Here is a 12807-nt window from a genome sequence, read left to right on the forward strand (position 1 = left end):
AAACAGGATAGCCCTTTGATTATTTATCCGCGCTTTTCTTAGCCCGTTTGGCTTTGAATTTAGCAGCAATTTTCTGTGTCTTAGCTGAAAGGCTCTTACCCTTTTTCTTATCTCCTTTAGGCTTATCCACAGATTTCTTTTTACGGAAAGCACCCTCGGGCTCAAAGTTAGCCTCTTTGCCATGACTACGCCCTTTCTTACTGTTACTACGGCCAGGTTCTGCTTTTTTCGCCCTGTCACGCGCTGTCTTACCCACGTTTCGGGCTTCCCGGCTAACGGAGAGCAGTTTAAAATCAATGTTACGCTCATCCATATGGACAGCTTCCACACGAATTTCAACTTCATCCCCTAACCGGAAAGTTTTACCAGAGTATTCACCAACTAAACGCTGACCAACATTATCGAAATGATAATAATCATTATTCAGTGTGGAAACATGTACCAGACCGTCAATAAACAGATCATTTAGGCGAACAAAGAAGCCAAAACCGGTCACACTGGTGATAATGCCGGTAAAGGTATTGCCCACCTGATCCTGCATAAAGTCACACTTAAGCCAATCAGCGACGTCTCTTGTTGCTTCATCGGCACGGCGCTCTGCCATAGAACAATGTTGTCCCAGTTGCAGCATATGCTCCATATCGCTGTGCCATCCACCGGTCGGTGTCCCACATTGCTCAACGACACCTTGCTGTTTCGCCAGCAGATATTTAATCGCCCGATGCAGCACCAAATCAGGATAACGACGGATAGGTGAGGTAAAGTGCGCATAAGAATTCAAAGAAAGACCGAAATGACCACGGTTTTCTGGATCATAAATTGCCTGTTTCATTGAACGCAGCAACATGGTTTGCAATAACTCATGATCCGGACGTTCAGCCACTTGATGCATCAGTTGCGCATAATCCTTTGGTGTTGGTTGCATACCACCAGGCAGAGTTAACCCCAATTCGCCGAAAACAGAGCGCAGATTAACAATACTCTCTTCTCTTGGCCGATCATGAATGCGGTAAAGCACCGGCTCGCTGTTTTTTTCCACGAAACGCGCAGCAGCAATGTTCGCCAGGATCATGCACTCTTCAATCAGTTTATGGGCATCATTGCGGGCAACCGGCTCAATTCGCTCAATACGGCGTTCAGCGTTAAAAATAAACTTAGCCTCCTCTGACTCAAAGGAGATGGCACCCCGCTGTTCGCGGGCATTTTCTAACGCCTGATAAAGCCCATGTAAATGTTCAATATGCTGAACCAGCGGTTTATAGTGCTCACGCAGTTCTTCATCACCCTGCAACATACGCCATACTTTGGTATATGTCAGGCGTGCGTGGGAATTCATGACGGCTTCGTAAAATTTATAGGATGACAATTTTCCCTGCTCTGAAACCGTCATCTCACACACCATACAAAGGCGGTCAACCTGCGGATTCAGAGAACAGAGACCATTGGAAAGCACTTCCGGCAACATGGGAATAACCTGAGAAGGAAAGTAAACTGAGTTACTCCGGTTGCGTGCTTCTGTATCCAATGCCGTTTGTGGGCGGACATAGTAACTGACATCAGCAATAGCAACCCATAAACGCCAGCCGCCGCTGCGCTTTCTTTCACAATAAACGGCATCATCAAAGTCACGGGCATCTTCACCATCGATTGTCACCAACGGCAAATCACGCAGATCAACGCGGCCTTCTTTCGCGGAGTCCGGCACCTGCTCATTCAGGATAGCCACTTGGCTTTCCACCTGTGGTGGCCAACTGTGCGGAATTTCATGAGTACGTAGGGCAATTTCCACTGCCATGTTCGTTCCCATCTTTTCACCCAGTACTTCAACTATTTTACCGACAGCTTTTATACGGCGCGCTGGACGTGTAGTCAACTCAACGACAACAACGTTCCCCATGCGGGCACCACTATTTTCATCTTTCGGGATCAGGATATCAAAGCTCAAACGACTATCATCCGGCACAACAAAACCCATACCGGAATCAATAAAATAGCGGCCAACAATCTGGCTGGTCTTGGGTTCCAACACACGGACAATACGCGCTTCACTACGCCCTTTGCGATCTGAAAGCAATGGCTGTGCCAGCACAACATCACCATGAATAGCCATTTTTAACTGCTCGGCAGAGAGATAAAAATCATCTTTGTGGCCTTCTACCCGTAGAAAACCATAACCATCTCTGTGACCAATGACGGTGCCTTTCAATAAATCCAGTTTTTCCGGCAAGGCGTAACATTGACGGCGCGTGAAAACCAGTTGACCATCACGTTCCATAGCCCGTAAACGACGACGTAACGCTTCAAGCTCCTCATCGTTAACCAGATTCAGCTCTCGTGCCAGTTCCTGGCGACTTACCGGTACAGTACGTTTAGAAATAATGTCTAAGATATATTCGCGGCTTGGAATAGGAGATTCGTATTTTTCTGCTTCGCGTCCCAAAAAAGGATCTTGTGACATGGCGGTTCCTCCGTTGTCATCAGCAGGCTGTTTGCGCCATTTCTTCATTCGGTCAGAAGCAGCTTATAAAGGGGGATATTATCTTCAATCATATCAGCTAAAGTATGCTTATCCAGTTCATTCAAAAATGTTTCTATTGCCTGATTTAATACCACTTTCAGGCGACATGCAGAGGTAATATGGCAAGACTCCTGACTACAATTAACCAATGATAATGGTTCGAGAGCACGAACGACATCACCAATTCTAATATCCTTTGCTGGCTTACCCAGACGAATGCCACCGTTTTTACCACGAACAGCATCCACTAATCCTAAGTGGCTCAACTGGTTAATAATTTTCACCATGTGATTACGAGAAACACCATAAACACGAGTGACTTCAGAAATACTGGTCATCCGATTTTGCGGTAAAGCAGCCATATAAATTAGCGCGCGCAAGCCATAATCTGTAAAACTCGTTAACTGCACATCAACCTCTGGATAATGAGATATAAGCTAATATATCCGAGAACAAATTAAAAAAATAAGTATTTGTTCAAATTATATACTTTAAATTGGCCGAAATCATGTTAATCATCTGGTAGTTACGCAAAAAAGACCATAATAAATAGCAAAAAACCGGGCTGAAAAGCCCGGCTTTACCTGATTATGTGACACAATCAAGCATCAAACGGATCACGCAGAATCATAGTTTCTGAACGATCCGGGCCTGTAGAAATAATATCAACCGGAACACCGGTCAGCTCTTCTACACGTTTGATATAGTTCAATGCTGCCTGAGGCAATTTGCTATGCTCTTTCACACCGAAAGTGCTTTCATTCCAGCCAGGCATGGTGTCATAAACAGGTTCAATACCTTCCCAGTCATCCGCAGCCAGAGGCGTTGTTTCAACCACGCGACCATCAGGCATACGGTAACCAACACAAATTTTAACTTCTTTCAAACCATCCAGTACGTCCAGTTTGGTCATACAGAAACCTGACAGTGAGTTGATCTGTACTGCACGACGGATAGCAATGATATCCAGCCAACCAGTACGGCGGCTACGCCCCGTAGTCGCGCCAAACTCTTGGCCTTTTTCTCGCAAGTAACTGCCAGTTTCATCAAACAGTTCAGTTGGGAATGGACCAGCACCGACACGAGTAGAGTAAGCCTTGATGATCCCCAAGACATAATCAACATAGCGTGGACCTAAACCGGAACCTGTTGCAACGCCACCAGCCGTGGTGTTGGAAGAGGTCACGTATGGATAGGTACCGTGGTCGATATCCAACAGCGTGCCTTGTGCGCCTTCGAACATAACCAGCTCACCTTTCTGAGTTGCTTTATACAACAGGTCAGAAACGTCAACAACCATATCCGTCAGAATATCGGCAACAGCCATGATCTCATCCAGAGTTTTCTGGTAATCAACCGCCGGCTCTTGGTAATAATTCACCAGTTGGAAGTTATGATATTCGATAATTTCTTTCAGCTTGGCCGCAAAGACTTCTTTATCAAACAAATCACCAACGCGCAGACCACGACGTGCAACTTTGTCTTCATACGCAGGGCCGATACCGCGGCCGGTTGTACCAATTGCTTTTGCGCCACGCGCTTTCTCGCGGGCATTATCTAATGCAACATGGTATGGAAGAATAAGTGGACAGGCTTCTGAAATGAGCAGACGCTCGCGAACAGGAATACCACGGGATTCTAATGCGTTCATCTCTTTCATCAGCGCATCTGGCGCTAATACGACGCCATTTGCAATAATACTGATAACATTTTCACGCAGGATCCCTGATGGGATTAAGTGGAGAACGGTTTTTTCACCGTTGATAACCAGTGTATGACCAGCATTATGGCCCCCTTGATAACGAACAACATACCTAGCTCGTTCAGTCAGCAAGTCGACGATCTTGCCCTTGCCCTCGTCACCCCATTGGGTGCCCAATACGACAACGTTCTTACCCATTTCAAAATTCACTCGGTTGCTTAAAAATGGATTCTAACATCTCATCCCACACCTTTCAGTAATTTTTATCACATCCGTTATTTTTGTTGACCACCAGACATGACAAGGCCCGCATGACGCGGGCCTTACTTAGATATTCAAAAATCTATCAATGCTGAACTGCACGTTTTTCAGGTGCTTTCATATAACGGAAGAAATCAGTATCGGGGCTTAACACCAGAACATCTTTCCCATCTTCACTGAAGCTCTTCTCGTAAGCACGTAAGCTACGGATAAAGGCATAGAAGTCAGGATCTTTGCTGAATGCATCAGCAAACAGTTTAGCGGCTTCCGCATCACCGGAACCACGCAAAGTACGGGCTTCACGTTCCGCTCTTGCCAATGTTTCAGTCACTTGTTTATCCGATGTTGCGCGCAATTTCTCTGCCTCTTCCTGACCCTGAGAACGGTGACGACGGGCTACCGCTTCACGCTCTGCACGCATACGCTGGAAGATAGCTTCTGAAACTTCCAATGGCAGGTTAATCTGTTTGATACGCACATCAACAACCTCAATCCCCAGAGCAGCCATACTGTTCGGGTTAATAGCCTGTTGTTTACCCGCAGTTTCTTTCGCTACACGAGCCGCCGCTGATGCAATAGCGTCATCGGCTTCACTGGTAGCCACTGCTTCGCCGTCAGTTGTACCCTTGTTCAGCGCGTCACGAACATCGGTAGTCAATTTACCACGGGAATCGGTCACAATGCCGCGAACATCCAGACGACCAATTTCAGAACGCAAACGGTCACTGAACTTACGTTTCAGCAGAACTTCAGCCTGAGAAATATCACCACTACCAGTAGCCAAATAGTAACGGCTGAAGTCGATAATGCGCCATTTCAGGTAAGAATCGACAATCAGGTCTTTGTTTTCACTGGTCAGGAAACGGTCTGCCTGAATATCCATAGTCTGGATACGGGCATCAAGTGTTTTTACTGTTTCAATGAATGGCACTTTAAAGTGCAAACCCGGTGCATAAACGATCGGTTTGTTTTCCGCGTCACGGACAACCTTACTGAAACGCAGAACAATACCGCGCTGTCCTTCATGCACAACAAACACTGAGGTATACAAAGCCACCAGTACAGCGACAATAATAACGATGAATGACTTACGCATGATTATTGTCTCCCCACTCTGATAGTATCGTTACGCAGATTATCTGTCCGGTTTGAACTTAAGGGTGCTGTCGGACGAGTAACGCGCGGGCTGGAAACCGTTGTATTACCAAGCTGACTTTCCACGGCCGTTTTACCACTGGCTGCATCGCTACGGAACATTTGCTCTAATGGCAGAACCATCAGATTATTACTGTTCTCATTAGCAATAACTTTACGGGTATTACTCAGTACTTTTTCCATAGTTTCAATATACAGACGTTCACGGGTAATTTCCGGTGCTGCTTTATATTCAGGCAACATCTTGGCAAAACTCGCCACTTCACCCTGCGCTTCCAGTACCACACGCGCTTTATAAGCCTTAGCATCTTCGATTAATCGTTGAGCCTGACCGTTTGCACGAGGCTGAACTTCATTAGCGTAAGCTTCCGCCTCACGAATGTACTGCTGCTCATTTTCACGGGCAGCAATCGCATCATCAAATGAAGCTTTTACTTCTTCCGGTGGACGGGCAGTCTGGAAGTTGACATCCAGCAGCGTAATACCCATTTTGTATGGACGAATCGTTTCTTCCAGTACCCGCTGGGTATCACTACGTACAATGGTACGACCTTCAGTCAAAATTTTATCCATAGTGTATTTGCCGATAACACCACGAACTGCGCTGTCTGTTGCCTGACGCAGGCTGTTATCAGGGCTTGTTACGCTATACAGGTAAGCAGCTGGATTAGTCACACGGTACTGAACGTTCATTTCCACGCGAACAACGTTTTCATCGGAAGTCAACATCACACCGGATGCCGCCAGTTCACGAACAGATTCCACGTTGACCGGAACAACTTCATCAATGAACGTTGGTTTCCAGTTCAAACCTGGCTGCACAATATGGCTCAATTTACCCAAACGGGTAACAACACCACGTTCTGTTTCTTTAATCGTATAGAAACCACTGGCGGCCCAGATCACGACGACCGCGACAACAGCAAGGCTAACAATCCGCCCGCCAAATTTTGCCCCCTGATCAGAGCCATTACTGCCCTTGTTCCCACCGAAACCCCCGAGTTTACTGCTCAGCTTACGGAACAGATCGTCGAGATCAGATGCCCCACGGTTTCGACCACTTTTGTTCCCGCCGGAATTGCCGCTTTTATTGCTGCTTCCCCACGGGTCGCGGTCTTGTCCGTTGTTCCCGGGCTGATTCCACGCCATGTTTTAGCTCCATTCTTTTATGATTGGTTTTTCAGGCCAAGAGCCGCTTATAAACAAGCCGACTCTCAATCACATAAGTTTTCTGATATTCACCTAACAGGCACATCAGACAACATAATCAAACAAATCTTGTTCTTGTTTGCATAGACGGCGCCAGTCAACAATCGGCATTCTCACTTCGATACCAACTTTACCGTCCTCTTCTATCCACTCTTTCTCTATTGCTTGCAATTGATAGAAGCGGCTGCGTAAACGGCCTGCTTCAGGCGGTAAACGCAATTCGTAGTGCGCAATTTCACCTGAAAGACGCTCCGTTAACGCTTGTAACAATAACGGGATACCTTCACCGGTTTGCGCAGACAACCAAACTCTAACCGGTAAGTTATCTTCGTTGCGATCAATACGCGGCGTGAAGCTGTCCAGCATATCAATCTTATTCATCACCAACAGCACCGGAATTTGATGCGCTTCAATTTCTTCCAGTACGCTGTCAACAGCAGCAATATTTTCGTCGATGCGGCTATCCGCAGCATCAACAATATGCAGCAACAATGTTGCTTGCCGGGTTTCTTGCAATGTCGCTTTAAATGCCGCCACCAGATCATGAGGCAGATGACGGATAAAACCAACCGTATCAGCCAGTACCACCGTACCAACATCATTAACTGCAATCCGTCGCAACGTTGGGTCCAGCGTAGCAAACAATTGATCAGCCGCATAAACCTCAGCAGCCGTCATACGGTTAAACAAACTCGATTTACCGGCGTTGGTATATCCCACCAATGAAACCGTCGGTATATCCGCTTTATTTCGCGCTTGACGCCCCTGTTCACGCTGTTTCTCAACCCGGCTCAGACGACTCAGGATCTGACGGATTTTATCCCGTAATAAACGCCGGTCCGTCTCAAGCTGCGTTTCCCCCGGCCCTCTCAAACCAATCCCACCTTTCTGACGTTCAAGGTGAGTCCATCCCCGGACAAGACGGGTAGAAAGATGACGTAACTGCGCCAACTCTACCTGTAACTTCCCTTCGTGAGTCCGCGCCCGTTGGGCAAAAATATCCAGAATCACGCCGGTGCGGTCGATAACTCGACACTGACAGAGCCGCTCAAGATTGCGTTCCTGTGCAGGACTGAGTGCATGATTAAACAACACAACATCAGCACCACTAGCCTGTACCGCCTCAGCAATCTCTTCCGCCTTACCTTCTCCAACAAAATATTTCGGATGAGGGGCTTTCCTGCTCCCCGTGACAATTTGCACAGGAATTACACCAGCAGAAGTTACCAGTGATTCAAACTCACTGAGATTATCTGTGTCTTTATCCTGCGAGAAAAAAACATGCACCACAACGGCTTGTTCGCCGCCTTCATAACGTTCAAACAAAGGTGCGACCTCTCAGGCTGAGTAAAAAACTACAGGAAAAAACATAGGTAAAACCCCCTACCTATGTTTTTCTTCATTCTATTACTGCTCTCAAACTTATTCAGTGCCATCACTTTCCTGTTGTGCTGCCGGAGCAGAAACGCCACCAGAATGATAATTACCTACGCTCGCCCCTACACTCGTATTGCTACTGTGATGAGAAACTGGGCGGGAAGGTACAACAGTAGAGATGGCATGTTTATAAACCATCTGGCTAACCGTATTTTTCAGTAAAATGACAAACTGGTCAAAAGATTCAATCTGACCCTGCAATTTGATGCCGTTGACCAAATAAATAGAAACCGGGACCCTTTCACGCCGCAATGCGTTCAGGAACGGATCTTGCAAAGATTGCCCCTTAGCCATTCTATATTTTCCTTATTTTGTTGTTTTTAACTAAGAACCTAAAGGTTCGAAAAAATGAACTACTCAAAAATTGCGCTTTGGTACTCATCAATTGTACACAATCAATAAACCTATGCACTAACAACCTGCATAACTGTGCTTAAAGCTTGCCCTGGTTGAGAACTATCCAACCAATGAACCGGCTTCCAACCTCTGAGCCAAGTTATCTGACGCTTTGCCAACTGGCGCGTCGCACAAATACCGCGATAAATCATTTCATCGTAGTCAATTTCGCCAGAAAGATAAGACCACATCTGACGATAACCAACACAACGAATAGAAGGTAAATCCACATGCAAATCATGACGAGCATAAAGTGCTTTAACTTCCTCTTCAAACCCTGATTCAAGCATTTGATGAAAACGCGCTTCAATGCGTTGATGAAGGAGCTCACGTTTTGCCGGTGCAATAGCAAATTGATGAACACGATAAGGCAGCGATTCTCCTGACAATTTAGTCAGTTCAGTGAGAGTTTTACCTGAAATAAGAAAAATTTCCAGTGCCCGAGAAAGTCTCTGTGGATCATTAGGATGAATTCTTAACGCCGCCACAGGATCAATCTTCTGTAGTTGCTGATGCAATGCATCCCATCCTTGCTCTGCCGCCTGTTGTTCTATTTGTGCCCGAATAACCGGATTAGCAGAAGGTAAAGGCGACAAACCTTCAAGTAACGCCTTGAAATAGAGCATCGTTCCCCCCACCAGCAGAGGAATACGGCCAGAAGCGGTAATTTCCGCCATTTCCTTCAATGCATCGTGACAAAAATCAGCAGCAGAATAAGGTTGAGAAGGGTCCAGAATATTGATTAAACGATGAGGTGCCAACGCTTGCTCTTCGGTTGTTGGTTTGGCGGTACCAATATCCATTCCACGATAAATTAGCGCAGAATCAACACTGATCAGTTCCACAGGAAGATGCTGGCGTAAAGCGATAGATAAAGCTGTTTTGCCTGAGGCCGTCGGACCCATAACAAAAATTGCCGTTGGTAGATATTGAGTTTTCTGATCACTCATGAGTAAGAGATGCCACCACTGCTTGTAAATCAATTAATTGTAATAACCCATCTGGTGGAGATTTTACCAGTTGTGGGCAAAGACGCTCAACATCAGCTAATAACTGTACCGCCTGAGCAACGTTCCACGTCTCATGCTCACTGCCGATATGACGAGCAAGCCAAGTTACAACCTGTTCTGCCGATATTGATGACTGTTGGGCCAAATAACCTAGCAACCCAGGAATTAATTTAGGCAGATTTTGTTGACGTAATGGTAACGATACCGCACATAGTGTCGCTTTTCCATGAGATACAGATGCGTCAATACCAAAAGAGCCCAATAAGTCACTATAACGATTTAAAGCATCAGCTTCCTCTTTACTAAGAGCTAGTTTCAGCGGTATCAATAATGGCTGTGATTTCAGCCCTTGCTCTGTTGGTGCTAACTGTGCTTGTCTTAACCAACGTTCAGCTACCGGCAAAGATAACAACCCAATTCCCAATGGAGATTCAATCAGAGCGTAGCATGGCGGATATATGCTCAGTACTTTACCAAAACTATGACTGTTATTTTTAACCTGAACAGGAACAGGTGTCACTTTTGCTGCCATAACAGGAGCGATTCTTGCCGGGAACAGCTCTCTTTTCTCTTCGGGTTCCGGTACAGATTGCATCAGCTTCTGATACAACTCACCCTGAGGTTTTTGATAATTGTCCCCATGATACTGACGGTTTTCACCACCGCGGGAAAAACCTGTGCTACTTTTGCCTGACAAAACCTCTTTTGGTGATGAAGTTGCCGCAGATGCGGCATTATTTTGCCGGGAAAAATGATTTTCTCCTGCTGATGGGCGATTTTCCGGCTCCCAGACCGGCGCAGGTTCACAACATGCTATATCCAGCTCAACACCGCTTCCGCGCTGTTTTAATACGGCGGTTACCCCCTGATAAATAAAATCATGTACCAAACGGGCTTGATGGAAGCGAACTTCATGCTTCGCAGGATGCACATTCACATCCACTTGATGTGGATCAACCTCCAGATATAAAACATAAGCAGGCTGTTGCTCTCCTCGGAGCAAATCTTGATAAGCCTGACGGATAGCATGATTAATTAAGCGATCACGCATCATACGTCCGTTAACATAGCAATATTGAATATCTCCACTCGCCGTCGCATTCATCGGATCCGCAACCCATCCCTTGATGGATAAATCTCCATGCTGCCAGGAAAGAGCAAGCGCCTGCTGCATAAAAGTGGTACCACAAATGGAAGCCAAACGTCGTTCATACTGTGATTCTTCTTTTGCCGGCCGGTACTGACGAACCAACTTGCCGTTATGATGCAAATTGATTGATACATCCAGACGCGCCAGCGCAATACGTCTGACAACTTCATCAATATGACCAAATTCCGTTTTTTCTGTTCGCAGAAATTTACGCCGCGCGGGCGTGTTATAAAACAGATCTAACACTTCAACAGTACTGCCTACCGGATGGGCAGCCGGTTTCACTGTGACTTCCATATCCCGTCCTTCCGCGTAGGCTTGCCAAGCTTCATGCTGTTCTTCAGTACGAGAAGTCAATGTCAGACGCGAAACTGAGCTGATACTAGCTAGCGCCTCCCCACGGAATCCCATACTGATAATGGCTTCCAAATCATCAAGGGTAGCAATCTTACTGGTAGCATGACGAGCCAACGCTAGCGCAAGATCCTGATGGTTAATGCCACAGCCATTATCACGGATACGAATAAGTTTTACTCCACCGCGCTCAATTTCAATATCAATACGGCTAGCGCCAGCATCAAGGCTATTCTCCATCAACTCTTTTACTACTGATGCAGGGCGTTCTACGACTTCGCCAGCCGCAATTTGGTTTGCTAATTGAGGAGGTAGGATCTTAATAGCCATATTCAACCTTTACTTCTTGGCTGTTTTAGGTGCAGCCTGTAATGGATTCGCTAGAAAATAGTTACGCAATCCCCGATGGATAGCACTTGCCAGCTTATCCTGAAAATCATTGGAACCAAGTAATGCTTCTTCAGCTGAGTTACTGATAAATCCTGTCTCCACCAAAATTGAAGGGATATCCGGTGAGCGTAACACACCTAAGCTGGCATGCTCTGGTGAGCGTTTATGTAGTAAACCAACTTTGCGCAACTCACTTAAAACCTGTACTGCAACGTTATAGCCCACCCGCTGGGAGTGGCCGAATTGCAGATCCAACACCGCCTGGCTTAGATAAGGATCCGCACCATTTGCCAAAGCATTACCCGCACCACCCAGTAACTCAGACTGTTTCTCATGCTGCTCAAGCCAATTACCCAATTCACTATTTGCACGCTTGTTTGACAGCACCCAGACAGAAGCACCACGCGCACTGCGATTAGGAGCGGCATCCGCATGAATAGAAATCAGCATATTTGCGCTATGTTTACGCGCAACCTCAGAACGACCAGCAACAGAAATAAAATAGTCTCCGTTACGGGTTAGAACAGGTTTGAACATAGGGTCATTGCGTAACAATGCTTCAAGTTTGCGCGCTACACTGATAGTCACATTCTTCTCTTTCAATCCACGTTGCCCAATCGCACCGGGATCTTGACCACCATGTCCTGCATCAATAGCGACAACTACCCGCTGACCGCCCTTAGAAGTTGCTTGCAAAGCAGCCTGTTTTGTCGTCTGCAATTTGCTGTTAGTAAGTGATAGCTTACTTGTAGCGGCTTGTGAACTCTCTCTAAAAACAGACTTGCCAGTAGATACCCCAGAAGCCCGTAGGGTGAAAATAACCCCATATTCACTACCCGACTGCTGCACTATAGAGTTGACTTTAACTTTATTATTTAGTTCAAATACAATGCGTTTTTTTTGTCGATCAGGCGCCTGGCTGGAACGGATTTTCCTCACTAAATCCTGCCCCGGTAGATTCATGGGTAAGCCAATAATTTTTTCTGGCTGATGGATATCTACCACTAAACGCTCTGGCGAATGCAATGGGAAAAAACTGTAATTAGGGCGACCACCTGAAAAAACCATCGTCACTTTAGATTCATTTATGCTGTTACTGACGTGAATATTGGATAAAGTCGCCGCAGTTGCGGTTGTTACCACTAAACTGCTCATCATAATAAACAACCAGCACATTATCATAAAACTGATTTGCCATTTCTTTATCATTTTTGCGACTAAAAGA

The 12807-nt window shown here is 46.1% G+C and carries 10 protein-coding genes; all 10 read right to left on the reverse strand.

From position 1 onward, the window contains the following. Positions 1 to 19: 19 nt before the first annotated feature. Complete coding sequence (gene rnr, locus D3222_RS02115) at positions 20 to 2458, reverse strand: ribonuclease R (RefSeq protein WP_118984721.1); 2439 nt, start codon at positions 2456 to 2458, stop codon at positions 20 to 22. 44 nt (positions 2459 to 2502) lie between these two features. Further along, complete coding sequence (gene nsrR, locus D3222_RS02120; protein ID WP_118984637.1) at positions 2503 to 2928, reverse strand: nitric oxide-sensing transcriptional repressor NsrR; 426 nt, start codon at positions 2926 to 2928, stop codon at positions 2503 to 2505. Positions 2929 to 3119: 191 nt separating this feature from the next. Further along, a complete protein-coding gene (locus D3222_RS02125; protein WP_118984722.1) occupies positions 3120 to 4418 on the reverse strand; it encodes an adenylosuccinate synthase in 1299 nt (432 codons plus the stop codon). 148 nt (positions 4419 to 4566) lie between these two features. Further along, on the reverse strand, positions 4567 to 5577 hold the full coding sequence (gene hflC, locus D3222_RS02130) for a protease modulator HflC (RefSeq protein WP_118984638.1): 1011 nt from the start codon (positions 5575 to 5577) through the stop codon (positions 4567 to 4569). 2 nt (positions 5578 to 5579) lie between these two features. Next, on the reverse strand, positions 5580 to 6785 hold the full coding sequence (gene hflK, locus D3222_RS02135; protein WP_118984639.1) for an FtsH protease activity modulator HflK: 1206 nt from the start codon (positions 6783 to 6785) through the stop codon (positions 5580 to 5582). A gap of 105 nt (positions 6786 to 6890) precedes the next feature. Further along, complete coding sequence (hflX, locus tag D3222_RS02140) at positions 6891 to 8171, reverse strand: ribosome rescue GTPase HflX (RefSeq protein WP_118984640.1); 1281 nt, start codon at positions 8169 to 8171, stop codon at positions 6891 to 6893. A gap of 96 nt (positions 8172 to 8267) precedes the next feature. Continuing rightward, complete coding sequence (gene hfq, locus D3222_RS02145; RefSeq protein WP_011148654.1) at positions 8268 to 8576, reverse strand: RNA chaperone Hfq; 309 nt, start codon at positions 8574 to 8576, stop codon at positions 8268 to 8270. Positions 8577 to 8686: 110 nt separating this feature from the next. Beyond that, entirely contained in the window at positions 8687 to 9628 is a 942-nt protein-coding gene (miaA, locus tag D3222_RS02150; RefSeq protein WP_118984641.1) for a tRNA (adenosine(37)-N6)-dimethylallyltransferase MiaA, read from the reverse strand. Then, positions 9621 to 11522 (reverse strand): DNA mismatch repair endonuclease MutL, encoded by a 1902-nt coding sequence (gene mutL / locus D3222_RS02155; RefSeq protein ID WP_118984642.1) that lies wholly within the window; start codon positions 11520 to 11522, stop codon positions 9621 to 9623. Before mutL ends, miaA begins: the two co-directional genes overlap by 8 nt. Before the next feature lie 9 nt (positions 11523 to 11531). After that, positions 11532 to 12791 carry an N-acetylmuramoyl-L-alanine amidase AmiB gene (gene amiB, locus D3222_RS02160; protein ID WP_118984723.1) on the reverse strand — a complete coding sequence of 420 codons (1260 nt, stop codon included), beginning with the start codon at positions 12789 to 12791 and terminating at the stop codon, positions 11532 to 11534. Between the last annotated feature and the right edge of the window lie 16 nt (positions 12792 to 12807).

Origin of the sequence: Photorhabdus sp. CRCIA-P01, assembly GCF_003545805.1 — a bacterium.
GTDB classification, from domain to species: domain Bacteria; phylum Pseudomonadota; class Gammaproteobacteria; order Enterobacterales; family Enterobacteriaceae; genus Photorhabdus; species Photorhabdus antumapuensis.

Bases quoted from the DNA above. Each gene is read 5' to 3' on its own strand.
- hflK (WP_118984639.1), bottom strand. From the start codon at position 6,785: ATGGCGTGGAATCAGCCCGGGAACAACGGACAAGACCGCGACCCGTGG.
- mutL (WP_118984642.1), bottom strand. From the start codon at position 11,522: ATGGCTATTAAGATCCTACCTCCTCAATTAGCAAACCAAATTGCGGCT.
- amiB (WP_118984723.1), bottom strand. From the start codon at position 12,791: ATGATAAAGAAATGGCAAATCAGTTTTATGATAATGTGCTGGTTGTTT.
- rnr (WP_118984721.1), bottom strand. From the start codon at position 2,458: ATGTCACAAGATCCTTTTTTGGGACGCGAAGCAGAAAAATACGAATCT.
- miaA (WP_118984641.1), bottom strand. From the start codon at position 9,628: ATGAGTGATCAGAAAACTCAATATCTACCAACGGCAATTTTTGTTATG.
- D3222_RS02125 (WP_118984722.1), bottom strand. From the start codon at position 4,418: ATGGGTAAGAACGTTGTCGTATTGGGCACCCAATGGGGTGACGAGGGC.
- hfq (WP_011148654.1), bottom strand. From the start codon at position 8,576: ATGGCTAAGGGGCAATCTTTGCAAGATCCGTTCCTGAACGCATTGCGG.
- hflC (WP_118984638.1), bottom strand. From the start codon at position 5,577: ATGCGTAAGTCATTCATCGTTATTATTGTCGCTGTACTGGTGGCTTTG.